The organism is Lentzea sp. HUAS12 (assembly GCF_024125735.1).
In the GTDB taxonomy this organism is placed as follows: Bacteria; Actinomycetota; Actinomycetes; order Mycobacteriales; family Pseudonocardiaceae; genus Lentzea; species Lentzea albida.
Window position 1 is genome coordinate 2,512,485 of record NZ_CP099738.1, and the last position, 18,340, is coordinate 2,530,824.

Annotated in this window: 14 protein-coding genes; 5 read left to right on the forward strand and 9 right to left on the reverse strand. The window is 71.9% G+C overall.

Translation table 11 applies throughout. The features are described 5' to 3' along the window. Nucleotides 1–14 precede the first annotated feature (14 nt). Nucleotides 15–1,139, reverse strand: coding sequence for a hypothetical protein (locus ND450_RS11075; protein ID WP_253326050.1), 1,125 nt, complete (start codon nt 1,137–1,139; stop codon nt 15–17). A 260-nt stretch (nt 1,140–1,399) separates the two neighbouring features. Between ND450_RS11075 and ND450_RS11080 the strand changes: the two genes are divergently transcribed. Continuing rightward, nucleotides 1,400–2,512: a DUF3068 domain-containing protein gene (locus tag ND450_RS11080; protein ID WP_253326051.1), complete on the forward strand. Its 1,113-nt coding sequence runs from the start codon at nt 1,400–1,402 to the stop codon at nt 2,510–2,512. On the opposite strand, the gene ND450_RS11085 is transcribed toward ND450_RS11080, so the two are convergent. Continuing rightward, nucleotides 2,497–3,624, reverse strand: coding sequence for a hypothetical protein (locus ND450_RS11085; RefSeq protein WP_253326052.1), 1,128 nt, complete (start codon nt 3,622–3,624; stop codon nt 2,497–2,499). The genes ND450_RS11080 and ND450_RS11085 overlap by 16 nt on opposite strands. A 249-nt stretch (nt 3,625–3,873) precedes the next feature. Between ND450_RS11085 and ND450_RS11090 the strand changes: the two genes are divergently transcribed. Then, the gene (locus ND450_RS11090; RefSeq protein WP_253326053.1) at nt 3,874–4,830 is read left to right on the forward strand and encodes a DUF3068 domain-containing protein; all 957 of its coding nucleotides are present in this window, start codon (nt 3,874–3,876) and stop codon (nt 4,828–4,830) included. Here ND450_RS11090 and ND450_RS11095 read toward each other — a convergent pair. Then, the gene (locus ND450_RS11095) at nt 4,814–5,575 is read right to left on the reverse strand and encodes a class I SAM-dependent methyltransferase (RefSeq protein ID WP_256557551.1); all 762 of its coding nucleotides are present in this window, start codon (nt 5,573–5,575) and stop codon (nt 4,814–4,816) included. The genes ND450_RS11090 and ND450_RS11095 overlap by 17 nt on opposite strands. Before the next feature lie 102 nt (nt 5,576–5,677). On the opposite strand from ND450_RS11095, the gene ND450_RS11100 reads away from it, so the two are divergent. Continuing rightward, the gene (locus ND450_RS11100; RefSeq protein WP_253326055.1) at nt 5,678–6,799 is read left to right on the forward strand and encodes a glycosyltransferase family 4 protein; all 1,122 of its coding nucleotides are present in this window, start codon (nt 5,678–5,680) and stop codon (nt 6,797–6,799) included. Here the strand turns inward: ND450_RS11100 and ND450_RS11105 are convergent. Genes ND450_RS11105 through ND450_RS11115 form a run of 3 tightly spaced genes read right to left on the reverse strand, consistent with a single transcriptional unit; the run spans nt 6,746 to nt 9,547 of the window. Next, nucleotides 6,746–7,768, reverse strand: a complete 1,023-nt coding sequence (locus ND450_RS11105) for a hypothetical protein (RefSeq protein WP_253326056.1) — start codon at nt 7,766–7,768, stop codon at nt 6,746–6,748. The genes ND450_RS11100 and ND450_RS11105 overlap by 54 nt on opposite strands. 4 nt (nt 7,769–7,772) lie before the next feature. Continuing rightward, complete coding sequence (locus ND450_RS11110) at nt 7,773–7,940, reverse strand: hypothetical protein (RefSeq protein WP_253326057.1); 168 nt, start codon at nt 7,938–7,940, stop codon at nt 7,773–7,775. A 2-nt stretch (nt 7,941–7,942) separates the two neighbouring features. Further along, nucleotides 7,943–9,547: a hypothetical protein gene (locus tag ND450_RS11115; protein WP_253326058.1), complete on the reverse strand. Its 1,605-nt coding sequence runs from the start codon at nt 9,545–9,547 to the stop codon at nt 7,943–7,945. Nucleotides 9,548–9,642: 95 nt separating this feature from the next. Here ND450_RS11115 and ND450_RS11120 point away from each other — a divergent pair, with 95 nt between their 5' ends. Then, nucleotides 9,643–10,818: a polysaccharide biosynthesis protein gene (locus tag ND450_RS11120; protein WP_253326059.1), complete on the forward strand. Its 1,176-nt coding sequence runs from the start codon at nt 9,643–9,645 to the stop codon at nt 10,816–10,818. Here the strand turns inward: ND450_RS11120 and ND450_RS11125 are convergent. Beyond that, the gene (locus ND450_RS11125) at nt 10,787–14,902 is read right to left on the reverse strand and encodes an alpha-(1->3)-arabinofuranosyltransferase (protein ID WP_253326060.1); all 4,116 of its coding nucleotides are present in this window, start codon (nt 14,900–14,902) and stop codon (nt 10,787–10,789) included. The genes ND450_RS11120 and ND450_RS11125 overlap by 32 nt on opposite strands. Before the next feature lie 75 nt (nt 14,903–14,977). On the opposite strand from ND450_RS11125, the gene ND450_RS11130 reads away from it, so the two are divergent. Further along, the gene (locus tag ND450_RS11130) at nt 14,978–15,688 is read left to right on the forward strand and encodes a class I SAM-dependent methyltransferase (RefSeq protein ID WP_253326061.1); all 711 of its coding nucleotides are present in this window, start codon (nt 14,978–14,980) and stop codon (nt 15,686–15,688) included. A 5-nt stretch (nt 15,689–15,693) separates the two neighbouring features. Here ND450_RS11130 and ND450_RS11135 read toward each other — a convergent pair whose 3' ends face one another. Together ND450_RS11135 and ND450_RS11140 are read right to left on the reverse strand one after the other, a co-directional pair. Continuing rightward, nucleotides 15,694–17,241, reverse strand: coding sequence for a substrate-binding and VWA domain-containing protein (locus tag ND450_RS11135; RefSeq protein ID WP_253326062.1), 1,548 nt, complete (start codon nt 17,239–17,241; stop codon nt 15,694–15,696). Nucleotides 17,242–17,315: 74 nt separating this feature from the next. After that, a complete protein-coding gene (locus ND450_RS11140; RefSeq protein ID WP_253326063.1) occupies nt 17,316–18,266 on the reverse strand; it encodes an NAD(P)-dependent oxidoreductase in 951 nt (316 codons plus the stop codon). Nucleotides 18,267–18,340: the final 74 nt, after the last annotated feature.

An 18,340-nucleotide genomic window follows, 5' to 3' on the forward strand; every position in this document is an offset into this window, starting at 1 on the left:
GCCGCGCCTCCACCTCACCCCGCCGCGTACTCCGCCACCACCGCCCGCACCCGCAGCGGACTCGTCCCCGGCACGTCCGCACTGCCCACCGCGATCACCCGATCGGTCCCGGGCACCGCGGCGATCGCGTTGCAGGTCACCCCGGACGACCCCGCGGGCGCCGGTGCCATCGCCAGGTTCCAGCTCCCGGAGGCGTAGGAGCGGAAGGTCGCCAGCGGGAAGCTCGAGATGACCCACGGCACCCCGCCTGCCGCCACCGCGACACCAGGTGTCTTCGGCGTGCTCAGCCCGCCGACGGTCTGCCAGGTGGTGCCGTCCCCTCGCAGCACCACGTTGGCGGAGCCCATGCCACCCCCGTCACCGACCGCCCAGACGTCCTGTGAGGACTGTCCGTCAATCGCTTGCAGCGACAGGGGTTGCTGGTTCAGTCCGATGTCGACGGTCCGCCACGCGGTGCCGTTCCAGTGGAACAGCAGCGGTCCCGAGAAGCCGTTCCACATGCCGTTGCCCGCCGCCCACACGTCGTCCGGCGCGAAGGCCTTGACGGCGTTGACGTTGCAGAAGTTCACGAAGCCGCCGCCCGTCACGCACTGCGCGGGCGGCTGGTGCTCCTGCCAGGCGCCGGCGGTCCACTCGTGGAACACCGGCCTGTTGCCCCGCGTTCCGACCAGCCAGGCGTGTCCGTCCACAACGGACAGGTCACGGATCGACAGGGTGCTCGGAGTGGCGCCGGCCGGGTACGGGACCTCGGTCCACGTGGTGCCGTCGTAGCGCCACACCAGGGCGACGTCGCCGTCCGGCGACGGGCGCGAGCCCTTGACCCAGACGTCCTGCGCGGACGATGCCGCCACGCGCTGGAACGACACTTTGCCCTGCACGGCCGGGCGGGACGTGCGGGACCAGGTGGCGCCGTCCCACCTCAGCATCATCGGGTCACCGGTCGCGTACTCCTGCTCCCACAGGTACCCCTCGAAGCCGACCGCCCAGGCGTTCCCGGCGTCCACGGCGGCGACGTCCCAGAGGTTGCTCGTCACCTCGGTCTGCGGGATCGAGGCCAGTCGCCACGCGGGTTGCGCGGCCGCGGCCGGAGCGGCGGCGGCGGCCACCACCGCGAAGGCCAACGCCAGACATCTGCGCACTCTCATGTTTCCCCCAAGCTCTTCGTCCCGAACAGGCCGGTCGATCCACTCACGGGACCTGCCCGCGCACCAAGGGTTCGCGGCGGCTTGACCCAACCGAGCGGTGATCGTGTCCCAGCCGTCGCGGCCAGGTAACCCGAATGGGATTCAGGTATGCCCTTGTGATCTAGCTCACCGAGCAGGTACAACTGAACGCACGGTTACCGGAAGTCGCGCCTCACGGAAACGCCTCCCTGCCAACCGAATACTTGTGAGGACCTGTGCGAACCGCAGTCGTCGCCGCCCTGCTCGGACTCGGCGCCTTCGCCGCCGCGGCAGGCCTGGTGCTGCAGCTGCACGCCTATCCCCTGCTGGCCAAGCTGCAGCACGACATCAACACCGTCTCGGTCTCGGAAGGAGAAGGTGTCACCGCCGTCGTGTACCCGCCCGGTGGCACGCCGGAGGTCCGCCACGGCCTGCGGCTCACGGCGACCACGCGCGTCGAGGGTGATCTCGCGGCACCCGAGGTCCAGGCGAACGGTGACGTCACCGTGTGGAAGCGGGCGACGATCGTCAAGGAGGACGCCGAGAAGCTCGTGCTGAGCGCCGAGGTCCGCAAGGTCTGCCTGGATCGCCGCACCGGCGAGGCGGTCGCGCCGTGCCGGGGCGAGTTCTACGAGACCGAGCAGGGCAAACGGGTCACCGCGGACGACCGGCGGTTGCTCCAGCCCGGCCTCAACTTCGTGTTCCCGTTCGACACCGAGCGGCGCGACCACCGTTGGTACGACACGGTTCTCAACCGCCCGGTCGACATCCACTTCGCCGGCGAGCAGCTGCTGCAGGGACTCGACGTGTACCGGTTCGCGCACACCGTCCCGCCGACGGCGCTCGGCCGGTTCGCGGTGCCGGGTTCCCTCGTCGGCAGCCCGGAACCGTCCGTGGACGTCACGCAGTACTACGGCGTCACCCGCACGTTGCTGGTCGAGCCCAGGACCGGCGCGGTGCTCTCCGTGCGCGAGGACATCCGGCAGGAGCTGCGCGCCGACGGCCAGGCCGAAGGCGCCGGAACGCCCGTGTTCGCGGGAGAACTGCGGCTCACCAACGCCTCGGTCACCGCGAACGTCGACCAGGTCAGGAAGAACCTGCCGAAGCTCTTCGCGATCACCGTCCTGCCCGTGGTGCTGCTGGTCGCCGGTGGCGTGCTGCTCGCGGCCGGGATCGTCCTGCTGCTCGTGCGCAGGCGCGGTCTCGTCGCGGGGTCGCTGGCGCTGGTGATCGGCGCGTGCCTCGCCGGCGCGATCACCTACGGCGTCGCCGACGCCAGCGACCCGGACGGTTCTCTGGACCTCAAGAACGTCGTGTCGTCCTCGAACGTCGACTACGGGCTTCGATGAGCGCCGCCTTCCTCCTCGACGATCCGGGCGACGCGAAGCAGCTGGCCCTCCGCCCTGGGCACCGCGATCAGGGTCACCGGCAACGGGTTCCCGTCGCCGTCCGAGGCCGCGCGGACGGACACGGCCGGGTAACCGCTGACCCTCCAGAGCGGGGCGAACGGCGAGGTGGCGCCGTTGCGCACCAGGACGCCGCCGGGCAGCGAGGTGGTCTCGGCCGGGCCGGTGTGCCCCGGTGTCACCAGCACGTCGACGCCCGCGAACATGTGGTCCAGCATCACCCGCTCCGCCGCGCGCATCGACCGGCAGATCCCCCGCAACGGGGTGGGCACGAACCGTCCGAGCAGCTCCAGCTCGCGCGGGCCCGCCGCGAGGTGCGGCGCCAGCAGGAGCCGGGCCGCGCTCGCGAGGTGCGGGTCGTGGTCCACCACCTCGTGCACGTGCAACGACAGCAGAGCGGCGACGTCCTCGACCGCCCGGCGCATCGGCGCGCGGGTCCGCGTGGTCACCGAGAGGCCGCGCAGCGACACGCCGATCCTCAGTGGACGGTCGGCGGGCACGGCCTCCCAGCCGACGCCGCGCACCACGTGCGCCACGTCGTCGACGGTCCTCGCCACCACACCGGACCCGCCGGAGGTCTCGAAACCGACCACGCCGACACCTCCCGCCGGCACCTGGCCGGCTCCGGGCGCGCGGCGGGCCAGCACGCCGGACACGACGCCGGTGGCGACGGCGACGGCGGTGCCGGACACCTTCGGGTCCAGTGCCGTGGTGGGGAGGCCGGGCGTCGGGTTGCGATGTCTCTCGGCCGAGGACGTCCGTCCGATCACGACCGCCCCGGACGCCGCCAGTGCGTCGAAAGCCGAACGGGGCAGGGAGTCCTCGACCGCAAGGGGCAGGCCGAGCAGGCAACCGCGCTCCCCCGCCGCCAACCGCCGATCGGCCTCCTCGGCACTGCGCCGGGCGGCCGCCAAATCGACATCTGTGAAAACGACGCGCCGCGAACCGAGCCGATGTTCCGCGGTCGCAAGGAGTTCTGCTGCGGTCGTCGCACCGCGCGCGAGCAGGCGGGCCTGCTCGACTGCTCCGGGATAGCACACAGGGGTTTCTTCCACGTGTCTCTTCCTCCGGCATCGTCGCCGATGAGTAAGGAGCTGCTTCCTTCAGCCGCTACCCGTTGGACAGCAGGGGTTCCGCCGAACGGCTCCAAGCCGCGGCGGCCGAGTAGCTTCTTTCTCCACGCGGACCGATCAAGATGACCTGAGTCACCCCGACCGAAGGGTTGCGCAGAGGTTACTGTCCGGTAGTTTCCTCGCCACTGTGACGTCCCTCTCACACCCCGCATGCACCTGGAAGGAGGACGAGTGCGACGTGTTGCGAGCCTCGTGCTGGTAGGACTGGGCATCTTCTCGCTGGCGCTCGGAGCAGTCCTGCGCTTCTACGTGTACCCCGAGCTCGCCGTCGTGCCGCTCGACCAGAAGACGGAATCCGTCGCGGAAGGCGCGGCGAAGGTCTTCTACCCCAAGGAACTCGTCGTCAGGGACGCGCGGCTGACGGCCACCCGCAAGGTCGAGAGCAACCTGACCCGGCCGGAGGCCAAGGTCGACGGCGACGTGATGGTGTGGGACCAGGGCCTGGTCGTCACCGACTCGGAGAACCAGCTCGTCTCCGCGATGAAGCACCGCGTGTGCCTCGACCGGCGCACGAACATGGCGGTGCAGGACTGCACCCAGCAGTACGTGACCGACGCCGAGGGCGACCCCACCGAGGACGACAAGAAGGTGCGCCAGGAGGGCCTGAACTACAAGTTCCCCTTCGACACCCAGCCGCAGGACTACGAGTACTTCGACACCACCCTGCGCAAGGCGTCGACCGCGCGCTACGAGGGCACGGAGCAGCTCAACGGGCTCGAGGTCTACAAGTTCGTCCAGAAGATCCCGTCGACCAGGTTCCGCGACCAGGAGGTGCCCGGCACGCTGGTGAACAGCACCGAGGCGTCGGTCAAGGCGGAGCGCCGCTACCAGAACACCCGGACCATGTGGGTGGAGCCGGCCAGCGGCATCATCATCAAGGGCTCGGAACAGCAGCGGCAGGTCCTCGTCGGGCCGGACGGAAAAGAAGGCACGGTGCTGCTCGACGCCACTTTGACGTTCAACGAGAAAACCGTCAAAGAATCGGTTGAACGCGCTTCCGAAGCGCGCGACAAATTGACGCTGATCAGCAGCACCGGGCCGATCGTCCTGCTTTCCGTCGGACTGGTGCTGCTGCTCGCCGGAATTGTGGTCGGAGTGGTCGGGCGACGGGCTAGGCACGCCGCCTGAGCACGACGACGAAGTTCCACGAGGCGACCTCCCGGACCACCGGCACGCGGGTGATCCACTTCGCCCACCACGGGTGGTACCGGGGGAACGTCTCGACCACGTCGGCGCCGGTCTGGCGGTGGGCCCACCGCCGGACCGCCCCGACGCTCACCGGGAACAGCGAGACGCCGAAAGCGTTCTTGGGCGGTTTGCCGTTGCGGTGCTCGTAGCGCTGTCGCGCGTAGTGACCGCCGAGGTAGTGCCACGGCGCCGTCTCATGGCCTCCCCAGGGTGACCACCACGGCGTGTACGACATGAAGACGGTGCCTCCGGGCCTGGTCACGCGCACCATCTCGGCCAGCATGAGCCACGGGTCGTCGACGTGCTCCAGGACGTTGGACGAATAGCAGACGTCCACCGAGCCGTCACGGAACGGAAGCGCCGTCCCGCTCGCGCGGATCATGCCGGGGTCGGGTTCCCCGCGCGCGGACAGCTCGCCGACGTCCGGGTCGAGACCCACGTACCGGGCGCCGGCACCGCGGAACGCCTCCGCGAAGTAGCCGGGTCCCCCTCCGACGTCGAGGACGACCGCACCCTCCAGGGACACGTAGGACGACACCTGGGCGACCGAGTCCTCCGCCAGGACCCGGTAGAAGTGGTCGGGGTCGGTCTGCTCTTTCAGAAATGCGCGAAAAAGGTGAACCGAGCGTCGGAGAGTTGGCTTTCGCAACTTTCCGGGGGCCGAAACTGAACCGATCTCGACCATTGCCATCTCCCGCATTCCGTCTACCATGGCTACTTGACAGTAACCTAGCACCGGGAGAGGCAGATGTCGCGTTGCCCTGATTACCGGCCGAGCATTCTGCTGGTGAATTGGCGCGACACGAGACATCCCGAGGGCGGCGGTTCCGAGCGCTACGTCGAACGCATCGCCGCGGGGCTGGCACGGCTCGGCTACCGGGTCGCGATCCAGTGCGCGGACCACAACCGCGCCCCGTCCGGCGACTGGGTGGCGGGCGTCCGCTTCCGCAGGCGCGGCAACAAGTTCACCGTCTACCTGCACGCCCTGCTGGCGATCCTGCGCTCCGACGCGGACGTCATCGTGGACGTGCAGAACGGCATGCCCTTCTTCAGCCGCCTGGTCGCGCGTTGCCCGGTCCTCGTGCTGGTGCACCACGTGCACCGCGAGCAGTGGCACAGCGCCCTGGGCCCGTTCTTCGGGCGCATCGGCTGGTGGATCGAGTCGTGGCTCGCCCCCCGGCTGTACCGGAAGTGCCGCTACATCACGGTTTCCCACGTCACGCGGGACGAACTGGGCGCGCTCGGCGTCGAACTGCGGCGCACGGTCGTCGTGCCGAACGGACTGGACGCGCCGCCCGCCGTCACCGCGCGGCGCACGCAGGCCCCCGTGCTCGTCGCGGTGTCCCGGCTGGTGCCGCACAAGCGGCTGGAGCACGCGATCGACCTGGTCGCCGAGCTCCGTCCGAAGTGGCCGGACCTGCGACTCGAACTCGTCGGCGAGGGCCCGTGGAAGGAAGTGCTGCGGCAGCACGCGATCGACCGCGGCGTCCAGGACAGCGTCGTGATCCACGGCTGGGTGGACGAGCAGGCGAAGCACGAGATCCTGGCCGGCGCGTGGGTGCACGTGTGCCCGTCGGTCAAGGAGGGCTGGGGCATCGTGATCATGGAGGCCGCCTCGCACGGCGTGCCGACGGTCGCGTACCGCTCGGCGGGCGGGGTGGCCGAGGCGATCGTGGAGCACAGCACGGGCCTGCTGGCCGACGACTTCCGCGACTTCGTCCGGCAGACCGAGGAGTTGTTGCGGGACCAGCCGTTGCGCAAGGCGATGGGCGCGGCGGGCAGGGAACGGGCCCAGCGGTTCAGCTGGGAGGAGAGCCTCGACGCGTTCGAAAGCGCCGTGCACAGCGCGTTGCGGCTACCGCCGCGCCTCGTGGCCGGTGAGCGCCGCGTCGCACAGCAGGTCGAGTAGGCCCGCGGCGGCGGCCGCGTCGAAGTCCCGGCGTCGCACGCGCACGGTGGCCGTGGTGACCTCCCCTGTCGTCACCACGCCGAACGCGACGCCGGACCGGCCGCTCGCCGCGGGGTAGAAGCGCAGGGCGGCGACGCCCGCCTCGACGACACCGAGGTTCGACACGAGGAAGGTGCTGCCGAGGCGCGAGGCCAGCAGCCGCATCCCCCACCGCGCCAGCGGGTTGTGCGCGTTCGGGAAGCCGGCTTCCGGTGCGGCCGACGCCAGCAGCGCACGCACGTCGTCCTCCACCGCTCCGGCGGGCAGGCGCAGCCTGAGCAACGCGCTGTCGGCCTCGGGCCGCGGATCCGCGCCGCCACGCCACGACGCCCCGATCGCGGCGACGACGCGACCGTGCGCGGCGCCACGGGCCGCGTTCCACTTCCGCGTCGTCTCCAGTGCGGCGGACGTGAGTCTGGCGCTGCCCAGCTTCAGCGCGGGCAGCGCCCTGGACACCAGGTGGTCGCCGGATTCGTTGCCCCGCAACGAGGGCTGGATGCGCGTGGGAGGCGTCCACACCGCCTCGCGGACGCGGTCGAGAGCGCTCAGGAGGTACGGCCGGTCGGGACTGCGCAGCGCCACGCCGGTCGCCGAACTCCGCACCGGTTCACCGAGTGCGATGCCCAGCAACGCGATCAGGCCGAGCCCGTCGACCGCGCCGTGGTGTGCGGCGATCATCAGGGACTCCCCGGCCAGCGCCACCCGGACCAGCGGATCGCCGACACCGTAGTGACCGTCGGCGAAATCCGCGCGCGTCAGGTCCCGATCGGACGGCCGGACCACGAGCGCGGCGGGGCCGAGGTTCGGGAAGTCCGCACTGGCGCGGGACATCCGCGCGGCCACGGCCGCGGGGTCCGGCGCCTCGCGCAGGGTCGCCTCCAGCAGGATGCTCCAGGAGGCCGCCGGGTCCCCGGAGAAGGCCACGGTCACCCGGTCAGCGGGAGCCGTAGTCGAGGACCTCGGGCTCCTGGGCCTGCACGCCCTCCTCGATCCGCTGCTCGACCACCTTGTCCGGGCTGTTCTGCTCGACGACGATCACACCGACCCCTCCGGCGAGAGCGGCCCCGGCAACGATCGCCACCAGCACCGAAACCAGTTCCACGTCTACTCCTCACGTCGGGGTGCCGCGAATCTACCGACCGGTAACCATCTCCACAACAGGCTCACGCCGATCAGTGACCCGGCCGCGATCCACGCCAGCACAACGGGCGCAGCCGATGGGCCGTTCGGTTCAGCGGGCACTGCTCCCGGCACCCGGTACAGCGCGAGGTCGGGCCCGTCGTGGACTTTCTCCAGGCGCGCCAGCAGGTTCTCGTCCACGCGGCCCGGTGTGCCGTGCTCGACCAGCACCCAGCCGATGCCGGTCAGGTCGCCACTGCGCAGCCGCGCGGCCCGCGGGTCCTCCCCCGCCACGACCTTTCCGCCCACCGACAGCGAGTCGTCCACGACGGTCGTGCCGGGCAGGAAGCGCGGTGCCGGGTCGAGCTGGGTGCGGCGGTCGTTCCAGTCGAACCTGCGGAACGCCGACAGCGGGTACACGGCGACGTCACCGGGCCGGCCGACGAGTTCCTCCCTCACCGCGGCCCAGTCCGCCGGGTAGTCGACGGGGTCGAGTCGGCCGAGCCCGCCCCAGACGAGGTCGGGCAGCAGTCCCAGCAGCAGCACGGCCACGAGCAGCCGTGCGCGCAGCCGTTCGACCGCGGCCGCGAGCCCCAACGCGAACGGCAGCGCGAGCCACGCCACCCACTTCTGACCGTCGCGCAGCAGACCGGCGCCCGGCACGTGCTCGATCAACGCCTCCAGCACGGGCACACCGCCCGGCAGCACGGCGATCAGGGCGAGCACCGCGCCGAGGACACCCAGGCCCGCCAACGGCCACACGGGAAGGCGTTTCGACAGCTCGCGCAGTCCGAGGACCGCCGCTCCCAGGAGCAGCAGCGTGATCACGGGAAGCGCCGGGTTGGCGCGGCTCGCCGGGACGACCCCGGCGTTCCAGATCCCGCCCAGCCCCAGGACGCCGAGCACCGGTCCGCCCCAGTTCTCGGCCCGCGCGCTGAACGCCTCGACGCCCGCCGGGTCGGAGAGACCGTTGTGCAGCAACGAGGGCACCCACCACGGCGCGTTCAGCACGAGCCCGATCGCCAGGACCTGCCCGGCCCTGCGGCGCCCGGCCGTGGCGAGCGCGGTGCCGAGCGCGAGGATCCCGCCCGGCGCCGAGAGCACGGCGGGCAGGCTCGCGAGCACGAGCCGGGTCCAGGCGTGCGGCTGGTCCTCCCGCATCTTCAATCCGGCCATGGCGACCCACGGCAGGGCCGCGTAGCCGAGCAGCAGCGTCCAGTGACCGATGAAGAGCCGTTCGGCGACGTAGGCGTTCCACGAGTACGCGACGGCGGCGACGATCCGCACGCCGGTCTTCTCGGTCGGCACCAACAGTCCTGCACCCAACGCGCCCGCGAAGACGATCGCGAGGAGCGCCACCTTCTGCACGACCTGACCGGGCACCACCTGGGTCAGCAGCGCCACCACGGCGTCGACCGGCACCGCCCGCGGCAGGGCGTCACCGAGGCCGAAAGCGGCGGCGTTGAGCGGCTGCTCCGGCGTGAAGACCATGTCGTAGACGAGGGCGTAGCCGGGCGACAGCACGGGCGCGAGGGCGGCCAGGGCCAGCGCCGCGCACGTGGCGTAGAGCGTCAGTCCGTTCGGCCGCACTTGCTCCCTCTCCGGTCGCACCGGGGCTACAGTCGCCGAAACTACCGGCCGGTAGTACTCGCCGGTAGCCCTGCCTGCCACCGGAAGGATCTCGCGTGTCCGCTCCGGCTACGACGACCACACGCCTGGACGCCCTGCTCATCACCGGCGCGCTGCTGGGCGCCAACGCCGCCAGCTACGTGCTCACCATCGCGGCGGCACGAGCCCTGGCACCGGCGGTCTTCGGCGAGCTCAGCGCGCTGCTCGCCCTCGTGGTCATCGGCGTCGTGCCGGCGATGAGCCTGCAGACCGTCGCGGCCCTGCGCGTGACGAACCTCGGCCCGCGCCCGCTGTTCGGCCTGGGCCTGACCGTGAGCGCCGGCATGACCGTGCTGACGCTGGCATTGGTGCCGCTGCTCGCCCGCCTGCTGCACCTGGACGGCCCGTGGCCGGTCGTGTGGCTCGCGCTCTCCCTGGCACCGCTCACGGTCCTGGGCGTGCTGCACGGCCTGCTGCAGGGGACGCACCGGTTCGGCGCGCTGGCGTTGCTGGTGTCGCTGGAAGGGCTCGGCAAGGTCGGTGGCGGGGTGATCGGCCTGTGGCTCTCCCCCACGTCCACCTCGGTGCTCGCGGGCACGGCCATCGGCTCGTTCCTCGTCGTGCTCACCGGGTGGCGGCTCTGCGGCGCGCCCCGCCCGGCCCGGCCCGCGGGCGGACCCGACGTGCTGCACGCGTCGCAGGCGATGCTGGCGCTGGTGCTGCTGGTCAACCTCGACCTCGTGCTGGCCCGCCACCAGCTCGCCGACCTCGCGGGCGGCTACGCCGTCGGGGCGGTCGTCACGAAGATCGCGTACTGGCTGCCGCAGGCGGTGGGTGTGCTGGTGCTGCCGCGCATGGCCGACGCGGACGACCGGCGCCGCACGCTGCCCAAGGCGCTGGCGGTGTGCGCGGGCCTCGACGCGTTCGTCGTGGCCGGGTGCGCGTTGTTCGGGCCGCTGGGGGTGTCGCTGATCGGTGGGGCGAACTACCACGGGGAGGCGATCCCGTTGTGGCAGTTCGCTCTCGTGGGGTCGTGCCTGGCGTTGGTGCAGTTGCTGCTGTTCTCGCGGATCGCGAGCGGGGACCGGCGGTCGACCGTGGCGGTGTGGATCGCGGTCGGGGCCGAGGTAGGGCTGATCACGTTGTGGCTCAACGGGTCGGTCGGACAGGTGGTGACGGGGGCGTTGCTCGCCACGGCCGGGTTGGTGGTGGCGGGGGCGGTCATCGAGGTTCGGGGGACGCGGCGGGCCTGACGGGCTCCACCGGAGCCGTGCGCTCCGCCTCCTCCTCGCCGCCCTCCTCCTCACTGCTCTTCTCGTCCCGCCGCCCGAACGGCCGGAACGCGGCCGCCACCACGGCCGACACCGCCACCAGCAGCGCGGCCTGCGCCACCGGCACGTACGCCCACTCCTGCCCGTGCCCGAGGATCCGGCCGAGCACCGCGACCGACGACCCCAGCGCCATCCCGCTGACCGCGATCACCTTCGGCGCGGCCGCCCAGAACTCCCGCGCCAGCAGGCACGCGATCACCGCCACGATCGGCAGCATCCCGCCGAGCACGGCCAGCAGCACCAGCATCGCGACCACCGGCCACCGGCGTTCCGACGGCGCCACGAACGCCACCCGCCGCCGCACCGGGATCGCGGCGAGCAGCAGCACCGCCAGCACGCCGAGCGCGCCCACCAGCAGACCGGTGCGGTAGCGGGCGTCCGGGCCGAACTCCAGGGCGACCACGCCGTCGTCGCCCTCGGGCAGGACGTACGCCTGCTGCCAGCCGTCGACCCTGACCTTCTCGAGCACCTGGCCGTTCAGGGTGGCGGTCCAGCCGTCGTTGACGTTCTCGGGCACCACGAGCAGCGCGCGGGCGCCCGGCGCCACGGTCACCCGCCGGTCGGTGGCGTCCCACTTCCCGATCGTCACCTCGCGATGCGTCGCCACGGGTTTCGCCAGGCCGACGTGGGTCACGGAGACGTCCTGCACCACGAACGAGTCGGACCGCGAGGTGCTCAGGACGTGGTCGCCCGCCGGGAGTTCCAGGGCCGTGGCCAGGTCGTCGTCGCACAGCACGGCCCTGAGCGGACGGTGGTTCACGACGTCGCCGAGCACGCCGGAGACCGAGCTGTTGATCTTGACACCGTCGACGTCGACGACCGGGCCGCGGCCGCACGGCACGGTGAAGGGGGTCTCCGCCGGCACCGGCTTGAGCACGCCGTCCAGGGCGGGCACGCGGAGTTCCCCGATCTCGGCGGGGCCGGAACCTCCCGACTCGCGCACGACGAGTTCGAGCTTCTCGGTGTCCGCCGGTCTGATCGTGACGAGCCCGTCCGCGCCGACGCGCACCACCTCGGTGCCCGCGTCGGTGCGCGCCTCCAGCTCGACCGGCGTCCTGGAGCCCTTCCGCCCCTCCACGCGGAACTCGGAGACGGTCCGCTTCCCCTGCCACGCCAGCGTCAGCGTCGGTCGCAGGTCCGTCACGTCCGGTACCCACGCCGTGCCGACGTCACCGTCCACAGCGGACAGCGGGCTCGCCGCGACGTCGCCCGCGAGCGACGAGGTGCCCGTGACGGTGACGCCCTCGGGTGCGACCGGGTTCCGCGCGCCCGCGGCGGGCACGACGGTGGCGTTCACGACGAACTTGCCCGCGGCCGAGGTGCGGAACAGCCTGGTGAGGCCGTTGACCTCCTCGCCGAAGCGGGACAGCGACGAGTCGCAGCGCACCGCGTCGCCGGTCCGGTAGCAGGCGGGACGCGACTGGCTGCCCCTGGTGAAGGAGAAGCCGGGCTCGGCCGCCTCCTGGTCGCGGGGCACGCGCAACGCCCGCTGCGCCGTCATGCCCGGCACGCTCAGCTCCTTGACGCCGACGTTGCCGTCCTGCCGGTCCGCGGCGACGCCGAGGACCGTGACGCGCACGCTGCCGGTCAGCCCGGGACTGACGGGATAGGAGTGCGGACCGCCGCCGGAGAGCACGTCGTGGTCGGTCGCGCCGGTGTCGGTGGTGATCCTGATCCGGGTGACCGCCCAGCCCACCCGCAGGTCGTCGACCAGGTCGAGCGTCACCTCACCGACCGAGCGCGGGGTGTCGAGGTCGATCTCCAGCCACTGCCCGACGGGTCCGGTGAAGCTCGACGAGTGCCACGCCGACCCGCCGTCGCCGTCGACCGCCGCGAACGGGGAGTTCGCCGGGTCGATCGTGCCCGCCGCGTCGGCGTAGGCGGTCGAGGTGGACGCGCGGACGGCCCGGATGCCGCGGTACTCCGCCACGGTCTGGTGCCGCACGTCCTGGAACGGCGACACGTCCAGGGCCACGCGCCCCTGCCGGGACGCCTCGTCCGCCGACATCGTCTGGCTGAGGTTGTCCGACACCCTGCCGACGTTGCGCTCCTTGCGCCGCAGGCCGTCGGTGACGAGCAGCTCCGCGGACCCCTCCGCCGCGTCACCGGCGAGGATCGCGGGCTGGTCCGCCTCGAGCAGGCCCTGCGAGAGCAACGGCAGCAACGACTCCGGCCCGCCGCTCACCGTCGGCACGTCCGCCGCGTTGACCGCCGACACGACCGGAACGGGTCGTTTCACCTCGAAGACCTCGAGCGACCTTCCGGTCGCGGTCACGTCGACCGAGCTGACGAGCCGCTGGTCGCTCATCCGCACCTCGGGCCCGAACTCGGCGACGCGCTCGATGCCGGGAGAGCCCTGCAGCGCCTGGCGCATCACGGTGAGCGGTGGCGCCCCGGTCGGTTCACGCGCGATGTCGTTGCGCAGCAGCAGAAACCGGTACCCGCCCCGGGCGAGGAAGTCGGCCAGGCCCGCCGAACCGCGGCCATCCGCGAGCGCGTCGTGGACGGCGTCCATGAACCGCGTGTTGCCCTCGGAGCCGAGCGGGATCTGGTTGCGCACCGCCCAGGGGGCCTGCGCGAGCGACTGCATCGGCTCGTCCACGGTCCTGCCCCAGGTGTACTGGCCGAAACCGTTGGCGGGCAACAGCAACGTCTTCGCCCGGCCGTCCTTCTCCGCGAGCCACGCCGCCGCCTCGCGCCAGTGACCGGGCACGTCCGACCACCCGAGGCCGGGTCGCAGGGTCAGCAGCCACGCGGGCGCCGCGACGACCGCGATCAGCAGCAGGGCCACACCGGTGCGCACGCGCCGCCGCCAGTGCTCGGGCGCGGCGCGCACCCCGGCGGGCCGGGACAGGTGCAGTCCGTGGACGAACCCGAGGACCAGGCACAGCCGCAGCACCGGCTCGAACTTGTGCACGTTGCGCAGCGGCGCGAGCGGGCCGTCCAGCAGCCCGCGGACCGTCTCCGCGAGCGGCGAGTCGAGCGACCCGACGTACCCGACGGTCAGCAGCGTCAGGCCGGTGAGCGTGCCCAGCACGAGGAAGCGGCGTTCCGGCAACCCGAGCCTGGCCAGGCCGACGACGCCGATGAGCGCCACCGCCGCGGTCCCGGCCATCAGCACCGGGTTGTCGACGAGGAGGAACCCGTTGGGCCACCACGGTTCGCCTTGCAGGACGTACGCCACCCACTGGTTCGTCCCGCGCAGCACCTGGAACAGCGACATCGGCGAGGTGGTGTTCGCCGCGGACTCGATGTAGTCGAGGAAGGGCAGGCTGTAGCGCCCGAGGAGCAGCAGCGGGACGATCCACCACAACGCCACGGCGATGACCGAGGCCGCCCACCACAGGACCAGCCTCACGTGCGCGCGGTTCCACCGGCGCGTCAGCAGCCAGATCCCCGGGAGGACCAGCGCCATCACGACCATCGCGCCGTTGATGCCGCCCATCCCCAGCACCGCGAGCGCGGACAGGGCGGCGGCGCGGCGCGGCGACCCGATCCGGTCCGCCAGCACCAGGGGCAGCAGCACCCACGGCAGCATGACGGCGGGCAGCATCTCCGACGACAACGGCCCGATCTCGGTCAGCACCCGCGGGGCCAGCGCGTACGTCAGCGCGCCCGCGTACCTCGTCGGCTCCTGGCCGATGCCGAGCGCGCGGGCGAGGCGCAGCACCCCGTAGAAGGCGAGGCAGAGCAGGAGCGCGCACCAGAGCCGCTGCGTGATCCAGGCGGGGATGCCGAGGACCTGACCGGCGGCGAAGAACGGCCCCATCGGGAAGAAGTAGCCGTACGCCTGGTTCTGCAGCTCGCCCGCCGTCGCCTCGGGGTTCCACAGGTGCAGCGCCCTGCCCAGGAAGCCGACCGGGTTCACGACCAGGTCGAGCTTGGTGTCGAACGTGGTCTGACCGAAGCGCTGGGCGAACGACAACACCGCGAGTGCGAGGAGCACCCACGTGGTCGGGTTCCGGTGTGCGATCTTCAGGCTGGTGATGGCGCAGGAAGTTACCACCGGGTAGTGCTCGCGGGCGAGTATCGCTATCTTGGGCCCCCACGACCGTTCTGGGGCGCATCCAGGCAGGTGGCGATGACTTCTTCGACCGCGTTCGAGCAAGCGTGGGAGCTGGGCGACCAGGTTCCCGGGTGGTTGACAGTTGACCAGGCGGCCATGTTGTGGAGAGCCGCCTCCCGGCTCGGGCCCGGCGCGCGGATCGTGGAGATCGGCAGCCACCAGGGGCGGTCCACCACCGTGCTCGGCCTCGCGGCCAGGTCCGTGGGCGCGACGGTGGTCGCCGTCGACCCGTTCGTCGAGGGCAAGCTGTTCGGCGGCACGTCCACCCGCGCCCGCCTCGAGCAGAACGTCTCCCGCGCGGGCCTGGCGGACGTCGTGCGGCTCGAAGCCGAGTACAGCACCAGGCTGCGCAAGAGGTGGAACGAACGCATCGACCTGCTCTACATCGACGGCAAGCACGACTACTGGACCTACACCGACGACATGCTGTGGTCGGAGAACCTCGTGCCGGACGGCGAGATCCTGGTGCACGACGCGTTCTCGTCCATCGGCGTCACGAGCGGCATCCTGGCGAAGGTGTTGTGCGGCAACCGCTACGTGTACGTGGACCGGGCGGGCTCGCTCGCGCGCTTCCGCCTGGCGCAGCCGGACTGGGCCGATCGCAGGCGGGTGCTCGCCGAAATGCCCTGGTTCCTGCGCAACGTGGGCATCAAGGTGCTGCTGCGCCTGCGGTTGCGGCCGGTCGCGCGGTTCTTCGGCCACGACGGCGAGTACGACCCGTACTGATCCGTCTACTGTGGACGGCAGGCGGGCGGCTGGCAGAGCATGGTGCTCAGCGCCTGCGCGAAGATGTCGCTGATGCCGGCGGGGTCGACGGTCGTGAACGACCTGCCGCCGGTGGCGTCGGCGATCCGCTTCAGCTCGTCCACGTCGACGTCCGGACCCATGCCGATCGCGATGACGGGCAACGGCCTGCGCTTGTCCTGCAACTTGGCGAGCTCGTCGAGCAGTTCGCGCTGGCTGATCGAGTCGGGGTCCTCGTTGCGGCCGTCGGTCATGATCGCGACGATGTTGATGCGGCCGAGCTCCCAGTTCTTCCTGGCCTCCCCGTACGCGGCCAGGGTGGTGTCGTAGAGGCCCGTCGCGCCGTTCGCGGTCGCTCGCGTGGCGCGGACGGCGGCGACGGCCTGCCCGCTCGCGAGGTGCTCCTTGACCGAGGCGAACGGGATGATCTCCCTGTAGTCCCTGTCCCCGTCGAGCCTGGTGGAGAACTTCCACAGGCCGATCTGCGTGCCGGGCTTGAACATGCCCAGTCCGCGTTCGGCCGCCGCCACGGCCAGCGCCATCCGCGTCGTCCCGGTCCTGGGCACGACCTGGTTCATCGAGCCGGACACGTCCAGCACGCCCAGCACCCGCGCGGTCAGCGTGAGCCCGCTCCACAGGCGCAACGTCTCGTCCACGAAGTTCTGGTCCAGCCCGGCGGCCTTGTCGTCGGGGGCGCGCAGGCCGAACCTGCCGAGGTCCTGCCCGGATCGCAGGCGTGCCAGGAACTTCTCCGCACCCGCCCGTTGTGCCTCGCCCGCGTCGGGCAGCACGACGTACGGGAAGTCGAGCGGTGGCACCGGGTTCTCCGCGGCGACCGCCGTGAGCCGGGCCGCGCCGGGCGTGGAGTTGTGCCGCTCCAACGCCTGTTCCGAGGTGGGGAACACGTCCAGCGGGCGGGCGAACAGGTCCTCGGCCCGTTCGGCGTAGTCACCGGACACGGGCCTGATGGCGGCGACCGTCGCGGCCGCGGGGTCCTTCTCCCCCGACGCGAACCCGCGCAGCGCGAGCAGCGCCGAGAGACTGGCCGGGTCCTTGGCCGGGTCCGCGATCCCGGCGACGGCCTTGGTCCCCGGCCCGATGAGTTCGCGCCAGTTCTTGCCCTTGGCCGGGTCCTTCACGGCGAGCACGACCGGCGACATCGCCACCGACGTGCCCGACTCCGGCACGCGCCACGCGCCGGAGTCCCGCGCCTGCCGCAACCACGTCGTCGACTCGGGCACCCACACCGAAGGCGACCCCGTGCCGTCCACGAGCCGGGTCATGGTGTCGCGCGCGGGTTCCGCCTTCACCTCGACGCGGTAGCAGTCGTCGCCGGACCCGACCTGGTCCGCGATCTCGCTGAGCGCCGGCGCGACCGCGGGCGCGGCGGTGACCAGGACCGTCGCCGGATCCGTGCAGCGGGTCGCGTTGAGCCGGTCGATCACGGCGTCACCGCCGATCCAGGCGACGACGGACAACACGAGCAGCACCGAGAGTCCGACGACGGGCGCCGTCACCCGCCGTGGTCGCACCATGGCGGACACCTTAGACAACCGGCCCCGACACCACCAGAACTCAACGGTTCCGCTTTTCGGTCTACACTGAAGCTTTAGAGATGATCGGCCACCTGTCCGGCGCCACCCGGCCGCAACAGCGAACCGGCCCACTCCTCCAGCAACGCGATCCCCATCAGCTCGCCGTCCACCGGGCCGAAGCGCGCCGCGGCCTGCTGGTGCACACGGGTGACCACGTCGGACAGTTCCGACGGCACGCCGTGGTCGCGGAACAGCTCGCCGACGGCCTCCAGTTCCTCGACGCAGCGGTCCAGCCCGAACAGCGGCAGGTAGTCGCCCGCGAACACGCGGGCCAGGTCGTGCCGCAGGAACTCGCTCCCGGCCGCGCTGTCCGCCAGCACCGCGCGCAACGCCTCGGCGTCGAGACCGGCCGCCTGCCCGAGCAGCACGGCCTCGGCCGTCGCCACCGCCTGCCCGAACCACAGCAGGTTCACGAGCAGCTTGGCGGTGTAACCCTGGCCGGGCCCGCCCACCAGCTCGACCCGGTCGGCGATCACCTCCAGCAACGGCCGCAGCCGCCGGAACGTGGCGACGTCACCACCCGCGAAGAGCCGCAGCGCGCCCGCGGCCGCGGCATCGGGCCCACCGCCCATCGGCGCTTCCAGGACGGCGACCCCACGAGCGCGGGCGTCGTCCTGGATCGGCCGCATGACCAGCGGCGAACTGCTGGTCAGGTCGAGCCACGCCGACCCGCGGCGCAGGTGCCCCAGCACCGGACCGCTCATCAGCTCGCGGATCTCCGGAATGCCCGGCAGGACCGTGACCAGCACCTCCGCGCCCGCCGCGGCCGCACCCGCGTCGGGCTCCCAGCGGGCGCCGCTCGCGATCACCGCCCCGGCCACGTCGTGCCGCACGTCGGTCACCACCACGTCGAACCCGGCGGCGGCCAGGGTGCGGGTGATCGGCAGCCCCATCCGGCCGGCCCCGGCCACCGCGACACGTGCCCCGGGCCGCAGCGGCCGGCCGTCCACGTCGTCCAGTTCCACCAAGTCCTCCCGCTGTGATCACTGCGAGTGTGCACCGCGTCTCGCCGTCGTGCGGCGCCGGTGGCGCGGTGCTT